Genomic DNA, 25,433 nt, shown 5'->3' on the forward strand with positions numbered 1-25,433 from the left:
CTCCCTCGCGGATGCCGGACGTCAGACGCCGGGCCGAGGATTTTTGCCGCCGCCGCGTCTGTACGCGGGTATGAGTGATTTCGAGGGACTGGACCTGCAGGCCGTCGAGGACCAGATGGCGGCCGACGCCGACGCGGGCGGGAGCAACCGCGTCGTCCTCGGCGTCCTCGACGGGTCCGAGGAGGACGACGAGTGGCTAGACATGATAGAGGACGGCGCCGTTCTCGTCCTCGACGTCGACGGCGACCTGAACGAACTCGCGTCCGGGTTCGCCCGTCCGGTCAAGGAGTCCGGCGGCGAACTGATGCATTTCCGCGGCTTTCTCGTCGTCACGCCGCCGGGCGTCACCATCGACACCGGCCGGCTCTGAAACGGACCGCGGGTTATGCCCGTCGAGTCCGGGCCAGCAGCGCCACGCCGAACACGGCCAGTAGCGCCACGACGACGCCGAACCCGGGACCGCTCGACCCGCTCACGGTCGGCGTCGGCGAAGACGTGGATTCGACAGTTGCCCGCTCGGCGGTCGGCGTCGCGGTCTCGGTGTGCGTCTCGGTGGTCGTCGCCGTCTCGGTGCGCTCGACGCTTCGCTGTGGCCCACCGACGGCGAACGTCGAGAAGCCGGGTGATTCTGCGCGGTACTCGCCGTCGCCGAGGGAGGTCGTGTTCAACGCCTGCCAGCCGTCGTGGTAGCGGTACACCGTGACGTTCGCCCGGCTAACGCCGAGGGACTCGCGCTCGCTCTCGGTGAGCGTGACGTGTATCGCCGCCTCGGAGACGTTGCCGTCGGTGATGCTGGTGTCGATGGTCACGTACTCGACGGCCGCGGCAGTACGCTCGGTCGAGAGCGCCGGGACGTCCGAGGGCGACTCAGACGACGGGCCGACGCTCACGTCGAGATCTTCGACGCTGTGTGCGGCGGTGACGTTGACTCGGGTGATTCGCGCTCCGTCGGTCGCGGTAGTGTCGTCGGTCCCGTCGAACTGGACCGACACCGTCTCGTTGGCCTGGACGGTCGCCACCGTCGCCGTCGCGATGCCGGTACTCGCGTTCTGGACGGCGGACACCTCGACGACTGACGGCGTCGTGGTCGTGTTCGCCGTCGTGTTCGTGGTCTCTTCGGACTCGGTGTCGCTCACCGTGGGGGCGGTCGTCCCGCTGGACCCGCCGTTATCACTGCCACCCGAGTTGGAACTGATAGCCGTCTCGTTCGGGGATATCTCGGCGTACCCTGCGGAGTAGCTGATGTTCTCGATGAGGATACGGGCCCCGTCGTCGATCTCAGTGACGGTGAACTTCCGGGGCTCGTTCTTGAACGAGACGTCGAGTTCGGTCTCGGGATCGTCGACGCCCCACTCGTTCAGTTGGGCGTCCGGAATGGTCGCCTGATAGAACCCGGTGTGTTTCCCACCGCTCGTGTTCTTGCTCGGTGCGGCCATCCAGACCTGTAGCGACCCGTTGTCGTAAGTCGGCGGCGCGAACCGCTGGGCGTTCGTCGTCGTACTGATGCCGTTGAGGTTGTTCTGGACGGGCCCGGGCACCGTCGAGAGGTCGAACAGCCCGAAGTACACCGTCCGCGTGAATCCGACGTCGGCCGCCGCGTTCCGGCCGGTCGGCCAACTCACTTGCGACGGACTCTGGAACAGCAGCGGGCCGACGCCGTGTTTGTCGATGGCGACTGCCTGTAGGTCGACCGTCGAACCGGTGATGGTGATGTCGGTCCCGTCTTTCACGCTCGCGTTGGGTGAGGTCTCCCAGCTAGCGTTTCTGAGCCCCCAGATGAGCGAGTTGGGGTCGAAGTTTTTCACGGTGAGATCGATGCGGAACTCCGTCGACTCGGTAACGCCGAGGCTGGTGAGGTTGTCGGGCTTGCCGACGCCGCTACCCTTGTAGGAGGACTCGTCGACGAGTTGCAGCTGTAGGAGGCCCGATTGGAGGTCGGTCCGCACCCCGAGATTCGACCGGTCACCGGGTCCGGACGTGATGGTGACGTTCGACGCCTTGACCGATGCTTTCTCCAGCGAGAAGTCCGCCCGTTCAGTCTCGCCGGAACGCAAGGTGACCGACTTCGAGGACGCGCTCTTGTCCCGTGCGAACACCGAGACGGTGTAGTTTCCGGACGAGACCGTAACGGAGTAGTCGCCGCTGCTGTCGGTCGTGGCCGGGTAGAAGTTCTCGCCGTCGCTGACGAGCACCTGCACGCGGCTCGCACCACTCCCATCGACGTCAGTGACTGACCCTTCGATGGTGGCCGGGGAGGAGAGCGAGACCGCCACGTTGGCCGTCTCGCTCTCGTTGACCGTCACGCCGCGGACGACCTTCGGACCGTAGCCGGGCGCCTCGATACGGACCAGATAGGTCTCTGCCGGTGTCGTGATGGCGGCTTGCCCCGTGCTGTCGGTCGTCGTTCGGCCGCCGAACCGGTAGTCCGAACTCCGATAACTGACGGTCGCACCGTCGATATCCTTCCCGTTGGGACCGGTGACCGACACGGAGAGGGTTCCGTCGCCGGGAATCCTCGGCGTGGTCATATTCACCGTCGTCGTCGCCCCGTCGGTCACGGTGACACCCTCGCGGAAGTCGACGTCGTAGTCGTCCCCGGTGCCCGGCGAGGCGAGGATGACGTACGAACTCGTGGCGGGGTCGAGTGCCAGCGAGTACGACCCGTCGCTGGCCGTCGTCGTAGTGGCAGCGAGGTCGTTCGACCCGGCCCGGAGGGCCTGAATCTGGACGCCGTCCAGCGGTGCCCCGGTGCCGTTGGTCACCGTCCCGTTGACCCAGCCACCGTACTCCATCGTCACGTCGTTCGTGACCGAGCCGCCGGTCGTGACACTCACCGTACTCGACTGGCGGGCGTAGCCGTCCGCCGTCACGTTGACGTAGTACGTCCCCGCGGGGACCGTGGCCCTGTACACCCCGTTGTTCGGGTTGACGCCGTAGCTAGTCACGACGGTCCCGGTATTTGGCTGGACGATGCGGACGTCGACGCTGTTGTCGGTGAGTGCCGACCCGCTCTCGTTGGTTACCGTTCCGGTGATGTCACCGCCTTCGACGATAGTCACTTCGTCGTTGGCTCGCTGGACGTTCTGCCCGTTGGTCCGGGCGTCGATGGTCACGTTGTGGTCGTCCGCCAGCGCAGGGTTCTGGACGGACCGCACGTCGAACGTGACTGTGACCGGACTCCCGTCGGGGATGTCGCTTGCAAGGGTGACGTCCAGTGCCTCACCGCTTTTCACGGCGGTCGTGGAACTGACACCGACGTCCTGCTTTGTGCCACCGACGGTGACGGTGACGCCGCTGACGCGCGCGTTCTGCAGGTCGGCACCGGTACCGGTGAAGTTCACCCGAAGCGTCTGTGCTCGTTTGCTCAATGGGTCGAAATCAGCACGGACCGAGTAGTCGGCGTACTCCCCCGCGGCCGACTGTGCCGTCGTCAGGTCGGCGTTGCCCGCCGCGTTCGACGCGGCGTTACCGGAGACCGCACCGCCGGGTACGGTTCCGACGCCGAACGCGAGCAGTGAGAACACGAGCAGCGCCGACAACCATATCGCCCGAAGCTTCCGAGTCTGCTCAACCATGATTGGGGAAGTAACATTCTTTTAAAAATACGTTCGGGTCGCATTATCACTGCTGAGAACATATCGACCAAATGTCAAACGTTCGTAAACCTCATTTGAGTTCTACGCGGCGCGTCACGACGGCGACACCAGCGTCAGGTAGTGCCCGTCCGGGTCGCGGATGCGAACACCGTCGTCGACGGACGTGACCGCCAGTGCCTCGTCGGCCACCTCGCGAGCGACCGACTTCGGGTCCGCGGCGGCGACGCCGAAGTCGACGTGGACGCCGCCGCGGGCGTCGGCGATTCCGAGCCGCGGCGACCAGAGTTCGAGGTCCAGTTCGCCCGTCGTCAACCGCACACGGCCCGTCTCGCGCCCGTCGTCGGCCATCTCGAACCCGAGCGCCCGGTAGAACTCGACGGCGGCGTCCAACTGTTCGACTTCGAGGACGAGTTCGAACAGACCGGTGACGCCGTGGCCTTCGTGGGGGCGCTCGCCCAGTTCCACGCAGTTACCCTCCGGGTCGTAGAAGTACAGCGAGCGCTCGCCGCCGAACGTCTCCTCGACGAGGTCGAACCGCTCGTCGAGGCGGTCCCACCAGTCGTCGTACTCGCGTTCGGGAATCGTCATCGCGTAGTGGGTGTGCAGGCCACCACGAGGGACCGGCCCCGGCGACCGCAGACGGAGTTCGGTGTCGCCCGCGGCCAGAACTGCCGACTGTTCGGTCTCTCTGACCACGTCCATCTCGAGGAAGGCGTCGTAGAACGCCGTCATCCGGTCGGTGTACTTCACTTCGAGCGTGAGCCACTCCGGGTGCGAGACCATACGACGACGTTCGTAGTCGAGGGTCAAAACTGTCCGTACCTGCGGGCCAGTCCGAGACGGGTACCGTGTTCCAGATGGCCCCGTTTCGAACATTTATCCACGCTGAGGGCCTACGGAGCGATATGCCTATGAAAGGCTCCGGGCCGTCGACAGGGTGGGAGGAGACGAACCGCTGGGAGCGAGGCGTCAGTTGGCTCCCACATCCTGAAGAGACGATGCAGCGGGTGAGCCACGCCCTCGACACCGAGGCCGGCGTCGTCGTCGTCGACCCGGTCGACACCGACGGTATCGACGACCTGTTCGCCGAGTTCGGCGAGGTGGCCGGCGTCGTCGTCCTGCTGGACCGGCACAAGCGTGACAGCGCGGCCGTCGCCAACCGCCACGACGTGCCGGTGTACATCCCGGAGTGGATGTCCGGCGTCGAATCCGACCTCGACGCGCCGGTCGAGCGCGTCCGCCGGCAGATTCCGGGCACCGATTACGGCGTCCACAAACTCGTCAACAACCCGTTCTGGCAGGAAGCGGCGCTGTACGGCGACGACGACGACACGCTGGTCGTCCCCGAAGCCGTCGGGACGGCGGACTACTTCCTCGCCGGCGACGAGCGTCTGGGCGTCCACCCGATGCTCCGCCTGACGCCGCCGTCGAAACTGAAGCGACTGGACCCGGACCGACTGCTCGTCGGCCACGGCCACGGCATCATGGAGGGTGCCACGGAGGCGCTCATCTACGCGCTCCGGGGCTCTCGTTCCCGCACGCCGAGCCTGTACGCGAAGAACATCAAGTCGCTCGTTCTCGGCTGAACCGGGCTACTCCGGCGCTCGTCGGCGACGGGTTATACGCGTGCCACGACAACGATACGCGTGGTCTACGTCACACGCGCCTCGTCGAGACGCTGTTGCGACTGGCACGGGAGGCAGAGCCCGACGACGTGACGATATCGCTGGCGGTCACGGCGGCCGGGACCTGCCCGAGACCGGCCTCGACCCGAGACGCCGGTGTTCACGGACTTTTACCTCCCGTCGGCCGGCGGGTCGGTCAACGCCGTCTTCGGGATGGACCTCGGGACGCCCGCCGGCCAGACGCAGGGCCGGTTCGTCTCCCACCCCGACGGCTACATGGGCGTCAGTAAGACAGACGACCTGCACGCGGTGGTGTTCGTCGCCATCCCCCCGTGGGACGAGGCGTCGTTCGCCGCATTCGACCGCTCGGGACGACAGCAGGACGTGACGATTCTCGACGTCGAACCGCCCGAAGAGTCGCTGGCCTGATTATTCGAGGTAGCCGAGGTCCCGCAACTGGTCGGCGATGTCCTGGAACTCCGCTTCCGTCAGTTCGCCCTCTCGCTGGTGCTGGACGACGATGCTCCGCAGGAGAAAGCGGACGAGGTCCGACGTACTGGAGAAACTGGTCCCCTCGATAGTGCCCTCGACGCGTTCGGCGAGGTCTTTCGGTATCGAGACGGTGGTGTATTCGGCCATACCTGAACGATTGCCGGCCGGCAGGAAAACGGTTGTGTCCCGTCGTCAGCGGGGTTCGTCCGCGTCGGTGTCGAACTGACCGGCAGTCGCGGAGCTAGTCGGTGAGAACATCATCTGCGCGCGGTCGGAACCGGACCGGCGCGCCGCGTCGAACGTCGGGGTGTCTGTCGGATACGCGTCGTCGTCGGTGGGTGTCGTGATTCGTGTTGTCATCCTGGGGGTCGTGTGGGTCGTCTGGCGTCGTCGTCCGTGTGGGCTGTGCGTGTGCGTGCGGCGCGTGCTTTGGGTACAAGCATAGGCTACCAGCTCCTTTTGCCCCATCTATAATAAATGTTCATGAACGAACCGGCAGAAATGATTTTGTCAGTGACAAGAACTTTGATAAATCGCGTGGTATGTTACCGTGGAGGACACCAATGGGCCTCCTCTCACGACTCACAGGCATCGTCAGCAACGACACGGACGAAGCGGTAGAGATGGGCTATGAGTGTGTCGTCTGCGGGGAACAGACGGAGTTACCGGAAGCCGCGTGTCCGAACTGCGGTGGGCAGATGGAGCAGTTGTAGGGCGGCCTGCCCACCTACACCACCAGTCGTTTTTCGTACTCGGTGAGGTTCTCGTAGCCGTCCTCGGTGACGACGGCGATGTCCTCGATGCGGATACCACCCACCTCGGGGTCGTAGAGACCGGGTTCGATAGTGACGACGTGGCCCGGTTCGAGGTCCCCACCGACGGGCGAGAGGCGCGGAAGTTCGTGTACGTCGAGGCCGACACCGTGGCCGGTGCTGTGGATGAACCCCGTCTCCGTCCGGTCGTCGCTCCGCAGTGTCGGGTGACCGGCGTCCTCGTAGACGTCACAGACGGCGTCGTGGACGTCCTCGCCGGTCGCGCCCGGTTCCAGCGCGTCGAACGCCGCGTCCATCGCTCGCTCGGTCAGGTCGTACCACTCCTCGACAGTGTCGCTCGGCGTGCCCTTACAGAAGGTCCGTGTCATGTCGGCGTGGTACTTCGTCGACTTGTCCTGCGGGAAGATGTCGACGATAATCGGCTCGTCGGCCGTCAGCGGGCCGCTCCCGCGGTCGTGGGGGTCGGCGGCGTCGGCCCCGCAAGCCACGATAGTCTCGTCGAGCGAACAGCCGTGTCGCAGGAGCGTCACTTCTATTTCCTCTTTGACGCGTTCGCTCGTCAACGTCTCGCCGTCGTGTGTGAGCGTGCCGTCATCGTCGACCGTGGCGTCCGCAAGCAGGTCCTCGGCGGCGGCCATCGCCGCTTCGTTCGCTCGCTGGGCGGTGCGGACGTGGTCGACTTCCTCGTCGGTCTTGGTCGCGCGAATCTCGGTGACGACGCCGTCGGTGTCGGCGGTCACGGAGACGCCGCGTGCGCGGAGGCCGTCGGCCGTCTTGAGCGGGAACCGCGGCGGAACGGCCACGCTGTCGACGTCGTAGGAGGAGAGAAACGCCGCGAGGACGTACGAAACGGCCTCTTCGGGGCCGTACTCGTCGACCAGTTCGGCGTGGTCGAAGTCCACGTACCGCTGGACCGACTCGGCCCGCGACTCCCGCTTGGCGCGGCCGAACTCCAGACTGCGCGGGAACAGCAGGTGCGTCTCCCCGTCGTACAGCGTGATGAACGGGTCCGGGGCGTCGAAGCCAGAGAGGTAGTACTGGTCGGAGTCCTCCGAGTCCGCGTCCAGTAGATAGCCGTCGGTGTCCGTCTCGTCGAGATACTCGTCGAGTGCCGAGAGGCCGGGGTCCATACACAGGCGTCCGGTCGGCGACGGCAAAGGGCTACCGACGCCACGGTAGCAGTGCCCGCGCCGAGACGGCACAGTCGACGGTCCGCGGGAAATCGGCCACGACCACGCGCGGTGGCCCCTCCGCTTCGCGTATCGCTACCACGTCAACGCCCTGAAGTGGACGCCAGCGGGCGCCGGGGAGACATCGGGAGCGAACCGACCGGGCTAGACAGAGACGAGACTGTCCGGGCGGCGTTCGAACGACGAGTGTCCAGTCACACGATAGCCGTGACCACAGTAGCTGTGTAAGCTCTGAACCGACGTACGATGGACCTATGGCAACGATTTCGTCGCGGTATCCGATGGCACAGAACGCCGGTGAACTCACCCGACGGACCACGCTCGGCGTCCTCGCGGCTATCGTCGCCTCGCTGGTGGTTCTCGCTATCGTCGACGCGCTCGCTCTTTCGGTCGGCGCGACCGGGCAGACGAGTCCGTTCGCGGCCGCTCCGGTCGTCGCCAGTACGGCCGTCTCCGGCGTCGGCGCGGGTGTCGCCTACGCCGCGCTCGGCCGCCTGACCGATCGGCCCGTCCGTAACTTCGTCGCCGTGCCGCTGGTGGCCTTCGTCGTCGGCGCAGTTCGGCTCTGAACGAGCCGTCACGTCCGTCCTCGCTCGGTTTCTCAGAGCGGTAGCCTCTTGTCGCCCGCCCGCAATCGCCCGGACATGGACGTCACGATACGCGAGTCTGCGGTCGCGGGGACCACGCAGGCCCCGCCGTCGAAGAGTTACACGCACCGGGCCATCCTCGCCGCCGGATACGCTGGCGGCGCGACCGTTCACGACCCACTCGTCAGCGCCGACACGAAGGCGACGATGCGCGCCGTCAGCGCCTACGGTGGCACCGTCGACCGGAGCGACGAGAGCGCAATCGCGGTAGAGGGCTTCGACGGCCGCCCCGAGACACCCGACGACGTCATCGACTGCGCCAACAGTGGGACGACGATGCGACTGGTGACGGCGACAGCCGCCCTGCAAGACGACCTGACCGTCCTCACCGGCGACGACTCGCTCCGCTCGCGCCCGCAGGGACCGCTGCTCGACGCCATCGAGCAACTCGGCGGGCGCGCAGAGAGTACGCGTGCGAACGGGCAGGCACCCCTCGTCGTCGGCGACGGCATCGGCGGCGGCACCGTCGCCATCCCCGGCGACGTCTCCTCGCAGTACATCACCGCCCTCCTGATGGCCGGCGCGGTCACCGACACGGGCATCGACGTGGAACTGACGACCGAACTCAAATCGTCGCCGTACGTCGACATCACGCTCGAAGTGCTTTCTGACTTCGGCGTGACGGCCGAACAGACCGACGACGGCTACACCGTCGCCGGCGGGCAGTCCTACGACCCCGAGGACGGCACCTACCACGTCCCCGGCGACTTCTCCTCGATGAGCTATCTGCTCGCAATGGGCGCATTGGCGGGCGACGACGCGGTGACGGTCACCTCGGCGTTCCCGAGCGCGCAGGGTGACTCGGCTATCGTCGACATCCTCGACCGGATGGGCGCGACGCTGGACTGGGACCGCGAGAACGGCGAGATTACCGTCGAACGGTCGGCGCTGTCGGGTATCGAAGTCGGCGTCAAGGACACGCCGGACCTCCTGCCGACCATCGCGACGCTGGGCGCGGCGGCCGGCGGCGTCACCCGCATCACGGACGCCGAGCACGTCCGCTACAAGGAGACGGACCGCGTGAGCGCGATGGCCGAGGAACTGACGAAGATGGGTGCCGAAGTCGAAGAGAAGCAGGACGAACTCGTCGTCTACGGCGAGGACACGGACCTGCACGGTGCGACGGTCGACGGCCGTGCGGACCACCGCATCATCATGTCGCTGGCCGTCGCCGGCCTCGTCGCCGACGGCGAGACAACCGTCACGGGGGCTGAACACGTCGACGTCTCCTTCCCGAACTTCTTCGACGTGCTGTCGGGTCTGGGTGCGGCCGTCGACCGGTAGCCGTCAGTCAGCGAACCGGGGTACGCATCTACAAGGTTCAAATGCCCCCGCCCCCGAAACGTTGCTAATGAACGGCAACGAGTTCGGTCGTCTCTTTCGGATGACGACCTACGGCGAGTCACACGGGGAGGCCATGGGATGTACGGTCTCGGGCGTTCCAGCAGGCGTCGAACTCTCCGAAGAGCAGATTCAGGAGGACTTAGACCGGCGCAAACCCGGTCAGTCGATGATTACGACCTCGCGGGCGAACCGGACAAGGTGAAACTCAACTCCGGCGTGCAGGACGGCTACACGACGGGGACGCCCATCGGATGGTCATCCAGAACAAGGACGCCCGCTCCGGCAAGTACGAACCGTTCATCACGGCCCCGCGCCCCTCCCACGGCGACTACACATACTCGGCGAAGTTCGGAACGCGCAACTGGGGCGGCGGCGGCCGCTCCTCGGCCGCGAGACGGTCAACTGGGTCGCGGCCGGCGGCGTCGCAAAGCAGGTCTTAGAGCAGTCCGACTACGACGTGACAATCAAGGCTCACGTCTGCCAGATAGGAGACGTCGAGGCGGACGACGTGACCTTCGAGGAGATGCTGGAACACTCCGAGGAGAACGAGGTCCGGTGTGCCGACCCCGAGGCCGCCGAGGAGATGCGCGAACTGGCCGACCAGTATCAGAAAGAGGGCGACTCCATCGGCGGCGCCATCTACTTCGAGTGTCGCGGCGTCCCCCGCGGACTGGGCGCCCCGCGGTTCGACAGTTTCCCGTCGCGTCTCGCACAGGCGATGTACTCCATCCCGGCGGTCAACGACTTCGAGTACGGCATCGGCCGCGAGGCCCGGACGACGGCGGGCAGCGAGTACAACGAGGACTGGGCGTTCGACGAGAACGGCGACCCGGTGCCGGAGGGCAACGACCACGGCGGCATCCAGGGCGGTATCACCACGGGTCAGCCCATCTACGGCGAAGTTAGCTGGCATCCGCCTGTCTCCATCCCGAAGACCCAGACGACCGTCGACTGGGAGACCGGCGAGGAGAAGGAAATCACCGTGACGGGCCGTCACGACCCCGTCCTGCCGCCCCGTGCCGTCCCCGTCGTCGAAGCGATGCTGTACTGTACGGTGCTTGACTTCATGTTGCTGGGCGGCCGCATCAACCCCGACCGCCTCGACGGCCGCCCCGGCGAGTACGACACCGACTACCACCCGTCCAGCCCGCAGAACGACCCCGAGGACGCGGAGACGCACGCCAAGACCGTCGACGAGGACTAGCATGGACGCCAATCAGGAGTCCATCGCGAACCCGTTCGGGATGGACGAGAACTGTCAGAACTGCCCGGCGCTGTGTGAGACCCGGGAGAGCGTCGTCCACGGCTACGGCGACGTCGGCGCGGAGTTCGTCGTCCTCGGCGATTCGCCGAGCGAGGGCGCCGACGAGTCTGGCATCCCCTTCACCGGCGAGACGGATCGCGAACTGCTGGACGTCCTCCGCAACGTCGACATGGTCGAGGACACCGACGCCGCCGAACCGGACCTGAAAAACGTCTTCCTCACCTACGTCACCCGGTGTCGCCACCCCGACCGAGCGGCGACGGACGAGGAGGTCGTGAACTGCGAACCGTACCTCAACAGCGAGATACGGATGATAAACCCCGAGATTCTACTCCCTGTCGGCCAGCGCCCCCTCGAAGAACTGGCCTTCGAGTACACGACGCTGAGCGAGGACGAGTTGGACATCGAGGAACGCCACGCGACGACCATCCGCGGCCGTGGCTTCGAGATTCTGCCGATGCTCCCGCCCGCCGAGCAGACCGACGACGAACGAGAGGCGTTCGTAGAGCACTTCAGTGACGTCCTCGGACAGGACTACCGCCAGACGAAGGGACGACGCGGTCGATAGCTCCGTCGTCGCCTACCCGGATGTTCTCGTCTCGTACACAGAACGGAACCGACTAACCACAGACGGCCCCAGAGTGACGTATGACTACGGTCGCAGTCCTCGCGGACCCCCCAGTCGAGGGGTTCGTCCTGCCCGAGTTGGCCGCGGGACCGCTCGACGAATCCGAGGCGACAGCCCTCTACACCGCGATGCTTGGCGACGTCTGTCGCGCCGTCGAGGCCAGCGGTGCAGAGTTGCTCGTCAACTACCGTCCCGGCGAACAGGTGCCCGACGGCGTCGACCCAGAGGCGGCGGTCAGAGAGCCACTCGACGACGCCCTGCAAAACCCCGGCGAGGCCCGGTACGAGGTACAGGTCGGGTCGACGTTCGCCGGCCGCATCGGCAACACCGTCACCCACCTGCTCGACCGAGAGGGCGTGGCCACCGTCGCCGCCGTGAAACCGACCGCCGCGTTGCTCGCTCGCCAGCAGATAGATAGCGCCGCGATGAAACTCCGCTCCAGCGACGTCGTCCTCGGGCCGTCGACCGACGGCCGCGTGTACTACGCCGGGTTCGCCGACCCGATAGACTTCGAGGACGCCTACACCACGCCGGCCGTCGAAACGCTCGTCGACCGGGCCGCCGACGCCGACCACGGCGTCGACTTCCTCCCGACGAACCCCGTCGTCGAGACGCCGGCCGACCTCCGAACGGTCGTCCCCCTGCTCCGCGCCCGTGTCCGGACCGGACGCGTGGTGCCGCCGCGGACGACGAAGGTCCTCGACGAGTTGGGGTTGCGTGTGCGAGACGCCGACGGCGACCCAACGCTGGTTCGCGAGTAATCGATAGGCCTTAGAGGAATCGCCCGTTAGCAGTGCCTGCGGTGGGGTGGCAGAGTGGCCTATTGCGCCGGTCTTGAAAACCGGTATCCTCACGGATTCCTGGGTTCAAATCCCAGCCCCACCGTTTTGCTCCGAGTCACGCGAGAGGGACCGGTACGACTGACAGTCGGACCACGGTAGACCGAGCGCAGTACTCTGGCATCGGATTTACCTCCCAGCCCGACCGTGCGTCTAGAGAGCAACGACGCGCGAGTCGGCTGTCTGGCGCCGATGGTGACGGGTGACCGAGTGTATCGAGATCTGGTACGACGACGTATTTTTCAGCAACGATAGTTCAAAAAACCGTGGTAACGACCGGGCGGTTTTAAGCCACTGGTACGGGTCAAGACTACGTGATGCAGCCAGACATCTGGTCCGAATGGGACATCGGGAGCCGGTGTGTTTCCGTAGGTCTCGTAGTCCTCCTCGTCGCCGGGGCGCTTGCGACACCCGCGGCGGCGGCACCGAGTATGTATCTCTCGAACGCGAACGTACAGGAGTCGACGGTCCTCGTCGGCGAGAACGTGACCGTGACCGCCCGAGTGAAGAACCTCGGCGACGAGTCGGGTGGGTTCACGTTCGAGTTCAAGCGCAACGGTAGCGACTTCGCCTCACAACGGGTCGTCGTCGCGGCAGACGAGTCTGTGCAGGTCAACCAGACGGTCTCGTTCAGTTCACCCGGGACCTACAGACTCTCGGTCAACGACCGCGAGGCCGGACTCGTCGAGGTTCAGCGGGCGAAGGCGACGGTCGAGAGCACGGACGCTGCCCAGCGAACCATCGAAGTGCGCGCGGGGTCCGTCTCGACGACGCGCCCGTACACGCTCGACATCCCGAGCGCGACGAACCGCTCGTTCGCCGTCGAGACGTGGACCGTCCAGACGGGCGAGTCGTCGTACACACAGCAGATAATCGAGTACACCGACCCGTCGGCGGCGACGGTAGAGGTCCCGTCTGGCAGGTCGGCGACCGTCGCCAGCGTCTTCACCGTCGACTCGACGGCGGACATCGAGCAGGCCACGGTTCGGTTCTCGCTCGACCGGTCCCGACTCCGCGAGGTCGGCCTCGACCAGAGCGAGGTGACGCTGTACCACCGCAACGGGTCCTCGTGGGAGTCGCTCGACACCGCTATCGTCGAGGAGCGAGCGAGTAGCGTCGTCTACGAAGTGACGGCGACGGAGTTCTCGACGTTCGCTGCCGGCCGTATCGAACCCGAGTTCACCGTCGAGGACACGTCGCTGAGCACGACGCAGTTAGACAGTGGCCAGCGCCTCGTCCTCGAAGCCGTCGTCAGGAACAACGGCAGCGTCGCCGGTGAGTACGAAGGGACGATGGTCGTCAACGACGAGCGAGTGAACGCGACGACGGTGACGATGCCGGCAGACAGCGAGCGCACCGTTCGTCTCACCCACGACGTTAGCTCGGCCGGTACCTACGAACTCGCATTGAACGACGACGACGCCGGGAGCATCGTCATCTCGGAAGGACAGGTCGCAGACGACACCCCGACGAGGACGGAAGCGACGACTACCGCCAGTCAGTCCACGTCCGCAGCGACCACAGCGTCCGATAGCGGCCCCGCTATCTCGGTCCCACCGGGCGTCCCGGCGACGGTGATGGGCATCGACACCGTCTACCTCGGCGGCGGCATCGGGGTCGCTCTCGTCGTGTTCTTCGGTCTCGTGTTGGTGCTTCGCCGTGGCGGCGGCGGTGGCAGCGGCGGCGGGTTCGACCAACTCTAGGGTCGAGTCGCCGGAGAGCAATCCTTTTTGTGTCGCTGTACCCAGCCACACGTATGGACTGGCCGCACGACCCAGATGGTGAAGAGGGCAGCGAAGGCCGCCGGAAGTACGGACACGCCGTCCTCGCGAAGAAAATCGACGAAGACGAGGACTTCCCGCTCACGGCCGAGGAGTACGTCGAGCAGTACGGCGACCATCCGGTCCGTATCGACTACGAGACGGTCGTCAGCGTCGAGGAGATATTCGAGTACGTCGATCAGGGCGAGTTCGAGGACTTCCCAGATTTCCACAGGGCCCTCGGTCGGGCGCTCCGCGAGGCCGACCTGTGGCCCTACCGTCTCGAACACGCCTGAGTGACGAGGCGACGCTCTCCGTGTGGTGTGAGTCCACGACACATACTTGTAGGAGACTGTCGTACGCTCCACTATGGCGACACGAGGCACTGACGGCGATTCCGACCCGGCGGAGCTACCGGAGGCCGTCGTCGACGACCTGCTGTCGGAGGATAGTCGGCGCCTAGCCCTGTCGATTCTCGACGAACGCGACCGAGCGATGGTCGTCGGCGACCTCGCGACGGCCGTCGTCGCCCGCCAGCGCGGGATTCCGGAGTCGACAGTCAGTGATGCCGACCGAGAGATCATGCGTGACGAACTGTTCACCGAACACATCCCGAAGTTGACGGCGACAGGGGTCGTCGAGTACGACTCGATGCTGGGGGCCGTCGAGCTACGGCGCCGGGGTATCGTCGGCCGAGGGCGGACCTGATTCGGTCCGCCGACCCGTCGTCACCGATAACGCATAGCGGCCGCTCGGTCGGCTAGGCGTGTCCGCCGTCGTTGCGGGACGGCGCTCGACGGGTTCGGCGCAGTCATACCCGCAGGTCGATCTGAATCGGTGGGGAGAGAACCAACCTTGGTCTTCGGTACCACGTAGCATAAGCGTGATGGAGGTATCTTTTAGCCGCCTCGGCAGATAAAGACACACATGAACGATCCGGTCTCCGTACGGGAGGTGATGAACCGCGAGTACGTCGGCGCGAGCGAATCTGACGATCTCCTCGAGACGACCGAACTCCTGGTTCGGGAAGACGAACCGACCGCACTGGTCCTTCGTGGTAACGATCCAGTCGGCGTAATCACGCAAGTGGACATCCTCGGCTATCTCGTCTCCGAAGGTACCCTCGAATCGACCACAGTCGGCGAGGTGATGACCGAATCGGTCCCGTCCATCTCACCGGACGCCCGGCTCCCGGAAGCGCGTGACCAGATGGCCGCGTGGTCGTCAGACTGGGTCCTCGTCACCGAAGACGGCGAACCGCTCGGGACGCTGACCGAACACGACATCCTCTCGACCGCGCGACTGGAGAGCGAAACGACAGAGCAGGTCCGCGAGGAAGCCCAGATGGCCCCCACCGGACAGGGGGCGACGACGGACGAAACGACGGCCGCCGAGGACTCTTTCGAAGAACAGGGCATCTGCTCTGCCTGCGGGACCTTCACCCGCAACCTCGCGTCGTTCAACGGTCAGTTGCTGTGTACGGACTGTCGGGACGTCTGATACCCGCTTTGGCACTACTGTTTTGGACTCGTGCATCCGAGATATCCTGTGGAAATAACGCTCGCGACAGCGGCCGACGTGGACGCCGTCGTCGACCAGTGGGTTGCCCTCGCACGCGACCAGCAGACCTACGGCTCTCACCTCCTCGCGTCCGAGAATCGGACCGCGATACGCGAGGCAGTGCTTCAGCGAGTCGTCGCCGACGAACTGCTCGTCGCCCGTGACGGGGAGACGCTCGTCGGATTCGTCATGGTCTCGATGGAGCGAGGGCGCTACGAACAGCGATGCACGCGGGGCCTCATCGAGAACATCTACGTCCGCCCCGACTACCGCCGCGAGGGCATCGGCAGCGAACTCCTCTCCGCTGGCGAGAAAGCGCTGGCCGAGAACGGTGCCACAGCCGTGGCGCTGGAGGTGATGGCCGCGAACGAATCCGCCCGCCGGTTCTACGCCGACCACGGCTACGCCCCCCACCGAATCGAACTCGAAAAGTCGACGGAAAACGATACTCTCTAAACAGTCCCCCTGCAACGGACGAACGCGAGCGCCAGGGGAGCTTGGGTGGTCCAAGCACTCGACTTGTAATCGAGAGTTCGTGGGTTCAAATCCCACCCCTGGCTCTTCTCGTCGCCACGTCGACCCGCCTAGTCGTCAGGCCACCAGCGGAGCGTCATCGCCACCGAGTCGTCCAATCCGAACACGCTCGGCTCTCGGTCGACGGTGGCCGTCTGCGGCGGGACGAGCGTCACCGTCTCCTCCCCGACGGTTATCGTCACGGCCGCCTCGCCGTCGGCGAGACGGTCGGCGAGGCCGTCGAGTTCGGTGAGCAACACGGCGCGGTCGACGGGCGCGCGACCGTCCGTCGCTCGTTCCGTGATGCCGCCGACGACCGGTGCGATGTCGACGTCCGCAGAGCGGTTCGAGAGGACGGCGTTGACCACGGCGCCCAGCAACACCACGAGGCCGATGACGTAAAGCCACGTGAGGAGAACGAGGATACTGGCGACGAGGTTGGACCCGGCGCTGCCGGACTTGAACGTAGTAAAGAGCGCCTGTGCGACGGTGAGGCCGACAGCAGCGAGGGCCGTTCCGGGGACGACTTCGGCCAGCGAGACGTCGGTATCCGGGAAGACGTAGTACATGGGGTAGAACACCACGAACAGGCCAACGGCCGTCACCGCCCCCCGGAGCACCGTACCGAGGGCGCCGTCGCCAGAGATGGAGACGAGGTTGCCGACGACGCCGACGCTGACGATGGCCACCGCGACGGTGGCGAGCAACAGCAACCCGTCCAGCAACTGGTCGGCGAAGGTGTTCTCGCTGCTGGTCTCGTAGATGTCCGAAAAGGCCGTATCGAGACCGCGGAAGATGCGGAGCGCGCCCCAGACGAGGAACGCGATGCCCAGCAGGGAGACGGAGGCGTCCGCTTCGGTCAACCCCTGCTGGATGAGTTCGCTGGACTGCTCGGTCAGCACGGCCTGCATGATGCCGACGACGGAGTCGCGCACGGCGACGTTTTGCGTCCGCTGGACGAGTGTCAGGACGAGCAACAACAGCGGGAGGATAGAGAGAAAGGCGTGGTACGCGATAGAACCGGCCATGAAGGTTATCTTCTCGGTCCTCGCTTCGTGGATAATCGCCCCCAGCACCTCCGTCCCGCGGGCGGCGTCGACGTGCATGGCCGGCTTTCGACGCCGCCGTGCAAATAGCCAGCGTCCCGTCGTCTCCCCCGACTGAAGCGCAGTGCGGGGAGCCGACACACGATTCGGCATACTCCGAACGGCCGGTTAATGCCGACCCTCGCGTACCCCTATCCGAGATGTTGTTCGACTCGACGACGCTCGGGACGCTATCGCTCGATAACCGGGTCGGTCTCGCGCCGATGACGCGGGTGAGCGCGACCGCAGACGGTCGGGCCACCGAGGAGATGGCCGACTACTACGCGAAGTTCGCCGACGGTGGCTTCTCGGTACTCATCACCGAGGGCGTCTACACCGACGACGCCTACAGTCAGGGATATCTGAACCAGCCGGGACTCGTCACCGACGACCACGTGACCGCGTGGTCACGGGTCACAGACGCTGTCCACGATGCCGGGGCACCCGTCGTCGCCCAACTGATGCACGGCGGGGCACAGACGCAGGGGAACCCCCACGTCGACGGCGAGGCGACCCTCGCACCGTCGACCGTCGGCCCGGACGCCGAGAAGGCCGAAGCCTACGGCGGGAGCGGCGAGTTCCCCGAACCGAAGCGAGCCACGGAAGACGACCTCGACGCCGCTCGCGATGGGTTCGTCGACGCCGCAGTGAACGCCCACGAGGCCGGGTTCGACGGCGTCGAGATTCACGCCGCCAACGGGTACCTCCTCAACGAGTTCCTCGCGGCGGACATGAACCGGCGCGACGACGAGTACGGCGGTGGTCCGGACGCGCGGGTCCGCTACCCCGAGTCGGTCGTCTCGGCCGTCCACGACGCCGTGCCGGACGAGTTCGTCGTCGGCATCCGTCTCTCACAGACCCGAGTGACCAACGACGAGTACGCGTGGCCCGAGGGCGAGGACGCAGCGGCAGTGTTCTTCGAGCGCCTCTCCGCCGCCGGTGCGGACTACGTCCACACCACGGAACCGAACGCGACCAGTCCCACGTTCGGCGATGAGGGACCGACGCTCGCCGAGGCGGCCGCCGAACACGTCACCGAGGGGACGACGGTCATCGCCAACGGTGGCCTCGGCGACCCCGACGCCGCCCGGCAGGCAGTGGACGACGGAGCCGACCTCGTGACGCTCGCGACGAGCGCGCTCGCGAACCCCGATTGGCCCGACCGGGTCGCAAACGACGAGGACCTGACGGCGTTCGACCCCGCGAGGTTCCTCGCCCCCAAAGCGTCGATATCGGCCCACGAACTCCCCGACAAGCGGTCGCCGGCCGACGACTGAACCGGGGCGCTGACGTGGGCTTATACCCCTCCGGCCCCTACGAGCGGGTATGAGCGAACAAGAGGGCGAGCTGCCCGACAACGACGAGGAGTGGCGGGAGATACTGACCGACGAGGAGTACCGCATCCTCCGCGAGGCCGGCACCGAACCGCGGTTCAGCAGCGACCTGCTGGACGTCGAGCAATCGGGCGTGTTCACCTGCGCCGGGTGTGGCGCCGAACTGTTCGACAGCGAGGAGAAGTTCGACTCCGAGACGGGGTGGCCGAGTTTCTGGGACGTCTACGACGAGGGGACCGTCGAGACGCGACTCGACGAGAGCCACGGGATGCGCCGGACCGAAGTCGTCTGTGCCAACTGCGGGGGCCACCTCGGCCACGTCTTCGACGACGGCCCCGAACCCACGGGGAAGCGCTACTGCATCAACGGCGCGGCGCTTGCGTTCGAACCCGAGGAGCGGTAAGACCACCAGACTCATCTTTCGTGCATCGATATGGTAAGCAGTGACAACCCAAGCAGATACCGACGACACAGCCGCCGCGAGCGGAGACGCCGACGACACCTTTCTGTCGGTCCCCCTCCGGACGTTCCCGTGGACGGAGGCGAGCACGGCGGCTATCGGAACGTTCGTCCTCGAGTATCTGGTCGTCGCGGCGCTGTTCGTCGTCGGCCCATCGTCGGTCGACCGGAGCGTCCCCGCCATCGACTCGACGGCGGCGGTGTTCATCCAGTACGCCCACGTCCTGTTCAACGCCCACCACGTCCCGACGGTGCTGCGGGCCACGATTCAGATAGCCGGGTCGCCGTACGGAAACGACCTCTACCTCTCGCTGGCCAACGGTGGGGCGAGCGTCTCACCAGTCGTCTACTTCCTCGTCCCCGTGGTCGCGTTGACCGTCGCCGGGGGGCTGTTCGAGGGGCGACGGCGCCGGAATCCGAGCGGTGGCCGTCTCCGTGAAGCGGCGCTGGTCGGTGTCGGCTTCACTGTCGGGTATCTCGCCGTCGGCCTCGTGGGCTCACTGACGATGGTCCAGCGGTGGGACCTCACGACGGCGGAGGGCGTCGTCGGGTCGGCCAGCCAGCAGCCAGACCCCTACTTCACCGGCGTCCTCTTTGTGCTGTTCCCGCTGGTGTTCGTGACCATCGGTGCGGCGCTTACCTTCGGTCGTCAGGCGTAGGTCTGCTCGGCGAACTCCAGAATGCGCTCTGATTCGGCCATCGTGACGCCGTACTCGTCGTCGACGAGGACCGGCACGCCGCGCTGCCCCGAGATGCGCTTGACCTCGTCCCGGTCGGAGTGGAGCGCCTCGACCCAGATGCTCTCGTACTCGACGTCGAGTTCGTCCAGTCGGTCGGCCACTTTCTCACAGTAGGGACAGCCGTCCAGTTGATAGAGCGTTCGGCTCACGGGTGGCACTATCGGAGCGAACGGCAAAGAACGTGTGGTCGCGGAGAACCCGGCTTACTCGTACAGCCAGGTCTCGTCGACGCTTTCCCAGTCGACGAGTTCGTCGTCGTCGAAGAAGAGAGCGATTTCGCGCTCGTTGGCGCCTTCGTCCTCGTGGTCGGAGCCGTGGATGACGTTCCGACCGAGGTCTAGCCCGTAGTCACCGCGGATGGTTCCGGGGGCGGACTCGGCGGGGTCCGTCTCGCCCATCATCTTTCGGACCTGTCGCGTCGCGTCCTGACCTTCCCAGACCATCGCGAAGACCGGACCGGACGTGATGAAGTCCACGAGGCCGTCGAAGAACGGCTTGCCCTCGTGCTCGCCGTAGTGTTCCTCGGCGAGGTCCTGATCGATCTGCATGAACTTGCCAGCGACCATCTTCAGGCCGCGCTCTTCGAAGCGGGAGACGATGTCCCCGATGAGACCGCGCTGGACGCCGTCCGGCTTCACCATCACGAAGGTACGCTCGTCCGACATCAGGCTTCAGCCTCCTCGGCCTCTTCCTCGTCGTCCTCGTCGCCTTCGTCGTCAGCAGTCTCGACGTCTTCCTCTGCGGCTTCGAGGTCGGGTGCGGCGTCGACGTCGTCGTTCTCGTCTGCGTCAGCCGCTTCCGTCGCGGCCTCGTCCTCGGCCTGCTTCTCGCCGCTCGCGTTGTAGCCGGACTCCGTCCAGCCGAGGTTGCGAGCCTCGCGACCGAGGTCGGCGTTGTTCTCACACTTCGAGGAGCAGAAGTGGATGGTCGTGCCGTCGTTCCGGACGAGCATCGTGCCCGTACCGGGTTCGATGTCCGCGCCGCAGTAGTCACATTCGCGCGTCTGTGGCATCGTTACTGCCCCCCGATGGAGTCGGCTTCGCGGGCCGTTTCGCGGAGCTGGAGCACGTCACCCTCTCGGACGGGACCCAGGACGTTGCGCGTGATGATGCGCCCCTGGTTCTCGCCCTCGCGGATGCGGCACTTGACCTGCATGGCCTCGCCGTGCATCCCCGTTTTGCCGACGATCTCGATGACCTCGGCGGGCGTGGCGCCGTTGCCTTCGGATTCCTCAGCACTCATCCGTCGTCACCTCACCGAAGCTCCTCGACCTTCGCGGCGATGTCCTCGATGTCGCCCTCTGCCTCGCCCGCATCGACGACGGCGGCGGCAGCCGAGCCGACTTCGAGACCGGCGGCGTGGCCAAGATCGTCCTGCTGTTCGACGAAGATGAAGGGGACGCCCTTCTCGTCGGCCAACTCGGGGATGTGCATGACGATCTCCTCGGGCTGGACGTCCTCGGCGACGTAGACGAGTTCGGCGGAGCCGCGCTCGACGGCCTTGGTCGTCTCGTTGGTTCCTTTCTTGACGCTCCCTGTGTCTCGTGCGACTTCCAGCGCCTCGAGGGCGTCGTCCTCGAGGTCGGCCGGAACGTCGAAATCTACGTATACTGGCATTTGTATGGTCACCTCCTGCGCGCGGGCTCAGGCTCCCCCGCCGTCGCGGGCGTTCCCGCGGCGCACCGCGGCGGTGCGCGTAGTCCTAAAAGGGCTGGGAGCATCATCAACCCGGCACAGGCTGTACACCATTCTGTGCCACCGGCCCTAAAAGCGCTTTCGAAGCCGAAACGGCGTGCGAACGCGGTGCACAGCCATCGTCCGGGGGCCGCCCGCGGACCGCGGTCCGAGGAACCGTCACGCCCATGCCTCCGCCGGTGCCACTCGTCAGTATGGACCTCGCACGGTCGCTCCGAGAGGAAGCCCGCCGGTCGAACGAGCGCCGACTGCTCGTGCTGGCTGGCGACCCCGAACGGACGCGCGACCGTGCCGCAGACGCCCTCGACGCCGCAGACGTTCCCCGGCCGGACACGACGCTGCTCGGACCCGACCCGTTCCTCGACTGCGAACGCCACGAGCAGGCCCGCGCCGGGGAACTGCTCGGTCGGACCCGGACCGCGGTCGTCGTCGACGCCCACGCGGAACTCCGACCGAACGCGCTCGGAACCGCCGTCGGTGCGGTCGACGGCGGCGGTCTCCTCGTCCTCCTGACGCCGCCGCTCTCCGAGTGGCCGGACTTGCGTGACGCTTTCGACGAGACGCTTGCGGTGCCGCCGTTCGACGTTGACGACGTGAGCGGCCGCTTCCGACGCCGACTGGTCGAGACGCTCCGGGCACACCGGGGCGTCGCCATCGTCCACGTCGAGGCGGACGGCGACACCGTCGAGAGCGACGGCCTGACCGACCCGCCGCCACGACGCCCGCCCGAACCGCCTGCACCACCCAAAGACGCAGTCTTCCGACCGGAGACCTACGAGGCCTGTCTCACCACCGACCAGTGCGACGCCGTCCACGCGTTCGAGTCACTGCGCGCACCCAGTCACGCCGTCGTCGTGGAGGCCGACCGGGGACGCGGGAAGTCCAGCGCCGCCGGCCTCGCCGCGGCGAACCTCGCGCTGGACGGGACGGACGTCCTCGTGACCGCGCCGCAGTACCGGAGCGCCGCCGAGGTGTTCGTCCGGGCGGGGGCGCTGTTCGAGACGCTCGGCGTCGACGTGGCGCCAGACAGGCCGGAGGCGCCCCACGAACTCGCCGTCGATGGCGAGGACGGCGGCCGGATACGGTTCGCGAAGCCCGCCGTCGCAGTCGAACTGCCCGAAGACCCCGACGTGGTGGTCGTCGACGAGGCCGCCGCGCTCCCCGTCCGGCGTCTCGAATCCCTGCTCGACGCGCCGGCCGTCGCGTTCACGACGACCGTCCACGGCTACGAGGGCGCCGGTCGCGGGTTCTCGGTCCGTTTTCGCGACCGTCTGTCCGAGAGCGCCCACGCGGTGACGGACGTGACCATGACGACGCCGATTCGCTACGCCGAGGCCGACCCCGTCGAGGTGTGGGCGTTCCGGGCGCTGTTGCTCGACGCCCGCCCGCCCGCCGAGCAGTTGGTCGCCGACGCCACACCGGAGACGGTCACGTACCGCCGCCTCTCGACGGCGAACTTGCTCGCCGACGAGCATCTGCTCCGTGAGGTGTTCGGACTGCTGGTGCTTGCCCACTACCGCACCGAGCCGGCGGACCTCGCTCGTCTGCTCGACGCGCCGAACCTCTCGGTGCGGGCGTTGATGCACCACGGCCACGTCGTCGCCGTCGCACTGCTCGCACGGGAGGGCGGCCTCCCGGCCGAGACGCGGGCGACCATGTACGAGGGCGGGCGCATCCGCGGGAACATGGTGCCGGACGTGCTGACGACGCAGTTGCGCGACGAGGACGCTGGCGTCCCTGTCGGACAACGCGTCCTCCGCATCGCCACGCACGCCGCGGTCCGGTCGCGGGGACTGGGGTCGCGTCTCCTCGGCGAGATTCGGGCAGAGTTCGCCGACGAGGTGGACTGGGTCGGCGTCGGCTACGGCGCGACGCCGGAACTCGTGCGGTTCTGGCGGGCGAACGGCTACGGCACCGTCCACCTCTCCACCTCGCGGAACGACACCAGCGGGGAGTACTCGGCCGTGATGGTCGACCCCTGTTCCGAGGCCGGGGCGGAACTGGCGGCCCGGCACGCCGGGTGGTTCTGTGACCGCGTCGGCGCGGTGCTGTCGGACACGCTGGACGACTGCGACCCGGACGTGGTTCGGGAGACGCTCCGGGCCGTCGACGCCACGCCCGACCCGGACCTCTCGGCGTGGGAGTGGCGACTCGTCGCTGGCGTCCCGGGCGGTGCCGCCATCCTCGATACGAACCCCGCGCCGTTCCGCGCGCTGACGGTGCGCCATCTCGTCGCGCCCGCCGACGAGGACGCCCTCAGCGACCGTGAGGAGCGACTGCTCGTCAGGAAAGTGCTGCAGGCCCGACCGTGGGACGACGTGACAGCGGAACTGGAGTTCGTCTCGCGCCGGCAGTGCATGCGTGCACTCGGCGGAGCCGTCGAAAGATTGACACGGCTATACGGCGAGGAGTGGGTACAGGAGGAACTCGACCGCCACACATGACACCGGGGATGGAACTGCTGCTCGTCGGTCTCGCCTTCGCACTGCTGGTCGCCGGCGTCGTCGGCAGCCTGATTCCGCAGATGCCGGGGGCACCGGTGTCGCTCGCGGGGGTCTACCTCTACTGGGTCGCCACCGGCATGACCGAACCCGGGACGCTGTTACTGGCGGTGCTGACCGTCGTCGGCGTGCTGACGTGGGTCGTCGACTTCGTCGGCGGGGCCGTCGCGGCCCGCGTCGGCGGCGCATCGAACGCGACGGCCGTCCTCGCCGGACTCGTCGGCCTCGTCCTCTTCTTCCTGACGGGGCCGCTGGGTATCATCCTCGGCGTCGCCGCGACGGTGTTCGCCGTCGAGTTCTACCGACAGGAGGACGCACGGAAGGGGCTGAAAGCCGCGCTCGTGACGACGGCCGGGATGCTCGCCTCCGGCGTCGTACAGGCACTGCTCACCGGGTCGATTCTGGTGACGATGCTGGTGGTCGCGCTCGTATGACCACCTGCGAGGAGACGGACTGCGAGAACGAGGCCGCAGTGGAGCTACACGTCCCGTGGGCCGACAACGTGCTCCTCTGTACCGCCCACGCCCGCGTGCTAGCACAGAAAGACGGCGTCGTCGCCGAACCGCTCGATGACGCTGTGGACGACTGGTCCTAGAGTTCCTTCGCCAGCATCACCTCGTCCGCATAGTCGTCGCCGAACTTGTAGTGGTCCTCGCGGACGGCTTCCGTCGCCCAGCCGTGGGCTTCGAGGAAGTCGATTGCGTCTTGATTCATCGAGGGGACAGAGTTGTACAGTTTCTCGTAGCCGTGGTCGCTCGCCCACTCGGTGCCGCGTTCGAGGAGGTGTGACCCGATGCCCTGCCCGCGGTACTGGACGAGGACGCCCAGCGTGAGTTCGGCGGTGTGGCTGAGCTTCTCGATTTCGGGGTGTTTGACGTGGACCCAGCCGACCACGTCGTCGTCGACGCAAGCCACGAAGAAGATGCGTGACTCCAGTTCGTTGTGTCGGAGGAGGACGCCCTCGCTGTCGATGATGTCGGCGAGCGTCTCGGCGTCGACGTAGGCCCCGCTCCCGATAGCTGCGCGGATGGCCCCGACGAGACCCTTCAGGTCCTCCTGCCGGGCCTGCCGGATGGTGTACTCCACCTCCTCGGTCTCGAACTCCTGCGTGTCCGAGTCCTCGTAGGCGATGCGGAGTTCGTCCCCGTCGCGCTCTAACATGCCGGCGCGCTGGAGGATGGCGACGTGGTGGCCGAACGGCCGTGGCTCCATCTGCAGGGCCTTGCGTACCTTCTCGGCGTCGACGCGGCCGTGAGACTCGACGTACTCGTAGATGTCCTGCCGGTCTACGTGATCGAACTGCAGTGGCTCTGTGAGTTCCATGGGTTCTGTTACCACACACCAGTATTTAATTGTTTGTCACGTGAGGACTGATAACACACTTCCGAA

Annotated in this window: 30 protein-coding genes, 2 tRNA genes and 2 pseudogenes; 22 read left to right on the top strand and 12 right to left on the bottom strand. The window is 66.5% G+C overall.

Annotated features, from left to right (window positions below; translation table 11 throughout):
• Positions 1 to 70: 70 nt before the first annotated feature.
• Positions 71 to 370: a DUF5779 family protein gene (locus G9465_RS13230; protein ID WP_166970739.1), complete on the top strand. Its 300-nt coding sequence runs from the start codon at positions 71 to 73 to the stop codon at positions 368 to 370.
• 13 nt (positions 371 to 383) lie between these two features.
• Here the strand turns inward: G9465_RS13230 and G9465_RS13235 are convergent, their stop codons facing one another.
• Complete coding sequence (locus tag G9465_RS13235) at positions 384 to 3,575, bottom strand: carboxypeptidase regulatory-like domain-containing protein (RefSeq protein ID WP_166970741.1); 3,192 nt, start codon at positions 3,573 to 3,575, stop codon at positions 384 to 386.
• A 114-nt stretch (positions 3,576 to 3,689) separates the two neighbouring features.
• On the bottom strand, positions 3,690 to 4,379 hold the full coding sequence (locus tag G9465_RS13240; RefSeq protein WP_166970743.1) for a VOC family protein: 690 nt from the start codon (positions 4,377 to 4,379) through the stop codon (positions 3,690 to 3,692).
• A gap of 122 nt (positions 4,380 to 4,501) precedes the next feature.
• Between G9465_RS13240 and G9465_RS13245 the strand changes: the two genes are divergently transcribed.
• Positions 4,502 to 5,182 carry a hypothetical protein gene (locus G9465_RS13245; RefSeq protein ID WP_394353970.1) on the top strand — a complete coding sequence of 227 codons (681 nt, stop codon included), beginning with the start codon at positions 4,502 to 4,504 and terminating at the stop codon, positions 5,180 to 5,182.
• A 60-nt stretch (positions 5,183 to 5,242) separates the two neighbouring features.
• Positions 5,243 to 5,650: pseudogene (locus tag G9465_RS13250) on the top strand (hypothetical protein).
• Here the strand turns inward: G9465_RS13250 and G9465_RS13255 are convergent.
• Both G9465_RS13255 and G9465_RS13260 read right to left on the bottom strand, forming a co-directional pair.
• Positions 5,651 to 5,860 (bottom strand): ribbon-helix-helix domain-containing protein, encoded by a 210-nt coding sequence (locus G9465_RS13255; protein WP_166970745.1) that lies wholly within the window; start codon positions 5,858 to 5,860, stop codon positions 5,651 to 5,653.
• Between the two features lie 45 nt (positions 5,861 to 5,905).
• On the bottom strand, positions 5,906 to 6,073 hold the full coding sequence (locus G9465_RS13260) for a hypothetical protein (RefSeq protein WP_166970748.1): 168 nt from the start codon (positions 6,071 to 6,073) through the stop codon (positions 5,906 to 5,908).
• Between the two features lie 203 nt (positions 6,074 to 6,276).
• On the opposite strand from G9465_RS13260, the gene G9465_RS13265 reads away from it, so the two are divergent.
• Complete coding sequence (locus tag G9465_RS13265) at positions 6,277 to 6,426, top strand: DUF1272 domain-containing protein (protein WP_166970750.1); 150 nt, start codon at positions 6,277 to 6,279, stop codon at positions 6,424 to 6,426.
• Positions 6,427 to 6,440: 14 nt separating this feature from the next.
• On the opposite strand, the gene G9465_RS13270 is transcribed toward G9465_RS13265, so the two are convergent.
• Positions 6,441 to 7,616, bottom strand: coding sequence for a Xaa-Pro peptidase family protein (locus tag G9465_RS13270; protein ID WP_166970752.1), 1,176 nt, complete (start codon positions 7,614 to 7,616; stop codon positions 6,441 to 6,443).
• Positions 7,617 to 7,930: 314 nt separating this feature from the next.
• Here G9465_RS13270 and G9465_RS13275 point away from each other — a divergent pair, with 314 nt between their 5' ends.
• From G9465_RS13275 to G9465_RS13330, 12 genes and pseudogenes are all read left to right on the top strand, one after another.
• Positions 7,931 to 8,245 carry a DUF6069 family protein gene (locus tag G9465_RS13275; RefSeq protein WP_166970754.1) on the top strand — a complete coding sequence of 105 codons (315 nt, stop codon included), beginning with the start codon at positions 7,931 to 7,933 and terminating at the stop codon, positions 8,243 to 8,245.
• A 75-nt stretch (positions 8,246 to 8,320) separates the two neighbouring features.
• A complete protein-coding gene (aroA, locus tag G9465_RS13280) occupies positions 8,321 to 9,607 on the top strand; it encodes a 3-phosphoshikimate 1-carboxyvinyltransferase (protein ID WP_166970756.1) in 1,287 nt (428 codons plus the stop codon).
• Between the two features lie 67 nt (positions 9,608 to 9,674).
• Positions 9,675 to 10,871, top strand: a pseudogene (gene aroC, locus G9465_RS13285) (chorismate synthase).
• A 1-nt stretch (position 10,872) separates the two neighbouring features.
• Positions 10,873 to 11,499: a uracil-DNA glycosylase family protein gene (locus G9465_RS13290; protein WP_166970758.1), complete on the top strand. Its 627-nt coding sequence runs from the start codon at positions 10,873 to 10,875 to the stop codon at positions 11,497 to 11,499.
• 80 nt (positions 11,500 to 11,579) lie between these two features.
• Positions 11,580 to 12,320 carry a hypothetical protein gene (locus tag G9465_RS13295; RefSeq protein ID WP_166970760.1) on the top strand — a complete coding sequence of 247 codons (741 nt, stop codon included), beginning with the start codon at positions 11,580 to 11,582 and terminating at the stop codon, positions 12,318 to 12,320.
• Positions 12,321 to 12,360: 40 nt separating this feature from the next.
• Positions 12,361 to 12,444: transfer RNA gene (locus tag G9465_RS13300), tRNA-Ser, on the top strand.
• A 271-nt stretch (positions 12,445 to 12,715) separates the two neighbouring features.
• On the top strand, positions 12,716 to 14,101 hold the full coding sequence (locus G9465_RS13305; protein ID WP_166970762.1) for a PGF-pre-PGF domain-containing protein: 1,386 nt from the start codon (positions 12,716 to 12,718) through the stop codon (positions 14,099 to 14,101).
• A 53-nt stretch (positions 14,102 to 14,154) separates the two neighbouring features.
• Complete coding sequence (locus G9465_RS13310) at positions 14,155 to 14,454, top strand: DUF5785 family protein (RefSeq protein ID WP_166970764.1); 300 nt, start codon at positions 14,155 to 14,157, stop codon at positions 14,452 to 14,454.
• 73 nt (positions 14,455 to 14,527) lie between these two features.
• Entirely contained in the window at positions 14,528 to 14,866 is a 339-nt protein-coding gene (locus tag G9465_RS13315) for a hypothetical protein (protein ID WP_166970766.1), read from the top strand.
• A 219-nt stretch (positions 14,867 to 15,085) separates the two neighbouring features.
• Positions 15,086 to 15,658 (top strand): CBS domain-containing protein, encoded by a 573-nt coding sequence (locus tag G9465_RS13320; RefSeq protein WP_166970768.1) that lies wholly within the window; start codon positions 15,086 to 15,088, stop codon positions 15,656 to 15,658.
• A 48-nt stretch (positions 15,659 to 15,706) separates the two neighbouring features.
• Positions 15,707 to 16,174, top strand: coding sequence for a GNAT family N-acetyltransferase (locus G9465_RS13325; protein ID WP_166970770.1), 468 nt, complete (start codon positions 15,707 to 15,709; stop codon positions 16,172 to 16,174).
• 30 nt (positions 16,175 to 16,204) lie between these two features.
• Positions 16,205 to 16,278 (top strand) — tRNA-Thr (locus tag G9465_RS13330).
• Positions 16,279 to 16,302: 24 nt separating this feature from the next.
• Here G9465_RS13330 and G9465_RS13335 read toward each other — a convergent pair.
• Complete coding sequence (locus tag G9465_RS13335) at positions 16,303 to 17,337, bottom strand: YhjD/YihY/BrkB family envelope integrity protein (protein WP_166970773.1); 1,035 nt, start codon at positions 17,335 to 17,337, stop codon at positions 16,303 to 16,305.
• Between the two features lie 140 nt (positions 17,338 to 17,477).
• Between G9465_RS13335 and G9465_RS13340 the strand changes: the two genes are divergently transcribed.
• From G9465_RS13340 to G9465_RS13350, 3 genes are read left to right on the top strand one after another with little or no spacing between them, the layout of a single operon-like run.
• Positions 17,478 to 18,593, top strand: coding sequence for an NADH:flavin oxidoreductase (locus tag G9465_RS13340; protein WP_166970775.1), 1,116 nt, complete (start codon positions 17,478 to 17,480; stop codon positions 18,591 to 18,593).
• A gap of 49 nt (positions 18,594 to 18,642) precedes the next feature.
• Positions 18,643 to 19,053, top strand: coding sequence for a peptide-methionine (R)-S-oxide reductase MsrB (msrB, locus tag G9465_RS13345; protein WP_166970777.1), 411 nt, complete (start codon positions 18,643 to 18,645; stop codon positions 19,051 to 19,053).
• Between the two features lie 40 nt (positions 19,054 to 19,093).
• Positions 19,094 to 19,768: a hypothetical protein gene (locus tag G9465_RS13350; protein WP_166970779.1), complete on the top strand. Its 675-nt coding sequence runs from the start codon at positions 19,094 to 19,096 to the stop codon at positions 19,766 to 19,768.
• On the opposite strand, the gene G9465_RS13355 is transcribed toward G9465_RS13350, so the two are convergent.
• The 5 genes from G9465_RS13355 to rpl7ae are packed head-to-tail and all read right to left on the bottom strand — an operon-like array spanning position 19,759 to position 21,465.
• Positions 19,759 to 19,998: a glutaredoxin gene (locus tag G9465_RS13355; protein WP_166970781.1), complete on the bottom strand. Its 240-nt coding sequence runs from the start codon at positions 19,996 to 19,998 to the stop codon at positions 19,759 to 19,761. The genes G9465_RS13350 and G9465_RS13355 overlap by 10 nt on opposite strands.
• 54 nt (positions 19,999 to 20,052) lie before the next feature.
• Positions 20,053 to 20,517: a nucleoside-diphosphate kinase gene (gene ndk / locus G9465_RS13360; protein ID WP_188995712.1), complete on the bottom strand. Its 465-nt coding sequence runs from the start codon at positions 20,515 to 20,517 to the stop codon at positions 20,053 to 20,055.
• Positions 20,514 to 20,861: a 50S ribosomal protein L24e gene (locus G9465_RS13365; protein ID WP_166970785.1), complete on the bottom strand. Its 348-nt coding sequence runs from the start codon at positions 20,859 to 20,861 to the stop codon at positions 20,514 to 20,516. Before G9465_RS13365 ends, ndk begins: the two co-directional genes overlap by 4 nt.
• Positions 20,862 to 20,863: 2 nt before the next feature.
• Positions 20,864 to 21,091 carry a 30S ribosomal protein S28e gene (locus tag G9465_RS13370; protein WP_166970787.1) on the bottom strand — a complete coding sequence of 76 codons (228 nt, stop codon included), beginning with the start codon at positions 21,089 to 21,091 and terminating at the stop codon, positions 20,864 to 20,866.
• Positions 21,092 to 21,102: 11 nt separating this feature from the next.
• Positions 21,103 to 21,465 (bottom strand): 50S ribosomal protein L7Ae, encoded by a 363-nt coding sequence (gene rpl7ae / locus G9465_RS13375; RefSeq protein ID WP_166970789.1) that lies wholly within the window; start codon positions 21,463 to 21,465, stop codon positions 21,103 to 21,105.
• A 272-nt stretch (positions 21,466 to 21,737) separates the two neighbouring features.
• Between rpl7ae and tmcA the strand changes: the two genes are divergently transcribed.
• From tmcA to G9465_RS13390, 3 genes are read left to right on the top strand one after another with little or no spacing between them, the layout of a single operon-like run.
• On the top strand, positions 21,738 to 23,987 hold the full coding sequence (gene tmcA, locus G9465_RS13380) for a tRNA(Met) cytidine acetyltransferase TmcA (RefSeq protein WP_166970791.1): 2,250 nt from the start codon (positions 21,738 to 21,740) through the stop codon (positions 23,985 to 23,987).
• A complete protein-coding gene (locus tag G9465_RS13385) occupies positions 23,984 to 24,478 on the top strand; it encodes a DUF456 domain-containing protein (protein ID WP_166970793.1) in 495 nt (164 codons plus the stop codon). The genes tmcA and G9465_RS13385 overlap by 4 nt, the downstream gene beginning before the upstream one ends.
• Entirely contained in the window at positions 24,475 to 24,639 is a 165-nt protein-coding gene (locus G9465_RS13390; RefSeq protein WP_166970795.1) for a hypothetical protein, read from the top strand. The genes G9465_RS13385 and G9465_RS13390 overlap by 4 nt, the downstream gene beginning before the upstream one ends.
• On the opposite strand, the gene G9465_RS13395 is transcribed toward G9465_RS13390, so the two are convergent.
• On the bottom strand, positions 24,636 to 25,367 hold the full coding sequence (locus G9465_RS13395; RefSeq protein WP_166970797.1) for a GNAT family N-acetyltransferase: 732 nt from the start codon (positions 25,365 to 25,367) through the stop codon (positions 24,636 to 24,638). The two genes, G9465_RS13390 and G9465_RS13395, sit on opposite strands and share 4 nt — an antisense overlap.
• Positions 25,368 to 25,433 lie beyond the last annotated feature (66 nt).

The sequence above is a fragment of the Haloarcula sp. JP-L23 genome (assembly GCF_011602445.1).
Taxonomy (GTDB): Archaea; Halobacteriota; Halobacteria; order Halobacteriales; family Haloarculaceae; genus Haloarcula; species Haloarcula pellucida.

What these genes read in the sequence shown, in the direction of transcription:
- msrB (WP_166970777.1), top strand. Translation starts at nt 18,643, where the DNA reads ATGAGCGAACAAGAGGGCGAGCTGCCCGACAACGACGAGGAGTGGCGG.
- G9465_RS13390 (WP_166970795.1), top strand. Translation starts at nt 24,475, where the DNA reads ATGACCACCTGCGAGGAGACGGACTGCGAGAACGAGGCCGCAGTGGAG.
- G9465_RS13365 (WP_166970785.1), bottom strand. Translation starts at nt 20,861, where the DNA reads ATGCCACAGACGCGCGAATGTGACTACTGCGGCGCGGACATCGAACCC.
- aroA (WP_166970756.1), top strand. Translation starts at nt 8,321, where the DNA reads ATGGACGTCACGATACGCGAGTCTGCGGTCGCGGGGACCACGCAGGCC.
- G9465_RS13275 (WP_166970754.1), top strand. Translation starts at nt 7,931, where the DNA reads ATGGCAACGATTTCGTCGCGGTATCCGATGGCACAGAACGCCGGTGAA.
- tmcA (WP_166970791.1), top strand. Translation starts at nt 21,738, where the DNA reads ATGGACCTCGCACGGTCGCTCCGAGAGGAAGCCCGCCGGTCGAACGAG.
- G9465_RS13290 (WP_166970758.1), top strand. Translation starts at nt 10,873, where the DNA reads ATGGACGCCAATCAGGAGTCCATCGCGAACCCGTTCGGGATGGACGAG.
- G9465_RS13395 (WP_166970797.1), bottom strand. Translation starts at nt 25,367, where the DNA reads ATGGAACTCACAGAGCCACTGCAGTTCGATCACGTAGACCGGCAGGAC.
- G9465_RS13305 (WP_166970762.1), top strand. Translation starts at nt 12,716, where the DNA reads ATGCAGCCAGACATCTGGTCCGAATGGGACATCGGGAGCCGGTGTGTT.
- G9465_RS13385 (WP_166970793.1), top strand. Translation starts at nt 23,984, where the DNA reads ATGACACCGGGGATGGAACTGCTGCTCGTCGGTCTCGCCTTCGCACTG.
- G9465_RS13235 (WP_166970741.1), bottom strand. Translation starts at nt 3,575, where the DNA reads ATGGTTGAGCAGACTCGGAAGCTTCGGGCGATATGGTTGTCGGCGCTG.
- G9465_RS13340 (WP_166970775.1), top strand. Translation starts at nt 17,478, where the DNA reads ATGTTGTTCGACTCGACGACGCTCGGGACGCTATCGCTCGATAACCGG.
- G9465_RS13245 (WP_394353970.1), top strand. Translation starts at nt 4,502, where the DNA reads ATGCCTATGAAAGGCTCCGGGCCGTCGACAGGGTGGGAGGAGACGAAC.
- G9465_RS13270 (WP_166970752.1), bottom strand. Translation starts at nt 7,616, where the DNA reads ATGGACCCCGGCCTCTCGGCACTCGACGAGTATCTCGACGAGACGGAC.
- G9465_RS13310 (WP_166970764.1), top strand. Translation starts at nt 14,155, where the DNA reads ATGGACTGGCCGCACGACCCAGATGGTGAAGAGGGCAGCGAAGGCCGC.
- G9465_RS13295 (WP_166970760.1), top strand. Translation starts at nt 11,580, where the DNA reads ATGACTACGGTCGCAGTCCTCGCGGACCCCCCAGTCGAGGGGTTCGTC.
- G9465_RS13370 (WP_166970787.1), bottom strand. Translation starts at nt 21,091, where the DNA reads ATGAGTGCTGAGGAATCCGAAGGCAACGGCGCCACGCCCGCCGAGGTC.
- G9465_RS13260 (WP_166970748.1), bottom strand. Translation starts at nt 6,073, where the DNA reads ATGACAACACGAATCACGACACCCACCGACGACGACGCGTATCCGACA.
- G9465_RS13320 (WP_166970768.1), top strand. Translation starts at nt 15,086, where the DNA reads ATGAACGATCCGGTCTCCGTACGGGAGGTGATGAACCGCGAGTACGTC.
- rpl7ae (WP_166970789.1), bottom strand. Translation starts at nt 21,465, where the DNA reads ATGCCAGTATACGTAGATTTCGACGTTCCGGCCGACCTCGAGGACGAC.
- G9465_RS13230 (WP_166970739.1), top strand. Translation starts at nt 71, where the DNA reads ATGAGTGATTTCGAGGGACTGGACCTGCAGGCCGTCGAGGACCAGATG.
- G9465_RS13255 (WP_166970745.1), bottom strand. Translation starts at nt 5,860, where the DNA reads ATGGCCGAATACACCACCGTCTCGATACCGAAAGACCTCGCCGAACGC.
- G9465_RS13335 (WP_166970773.1), bottom strand. Translation starts at nt 17,337, where the DNA reads ATGCACGTCGACGCCGCCCGCGGGACGGAGGTGCTGGGGGCGATTATC.
- G9465_RS13240 (WP_166970743.1), bottom strand. Translation starts at nt 4,379, where the DNA reads ATGGTCTCGCACCCGGAGTGGCTCACGCTCGAAGTGAAGTACACCGAC.
- G9465_RS13265 (WP_166970750.1), top strand. Translation starts at nt 6,277, where the DNA reads ATGGGCCTCCTCTCACGACTCACAGGCATCGTCAGCAACGACACGGAC.
- G9465_RS13315 (WP_166970766.1), top strand. Translation starts at nt 14,528, where the DNA reads ATGGCGACACGAGGCACTGACGGCGATTCCGACCCGGCGGAGCTACCG.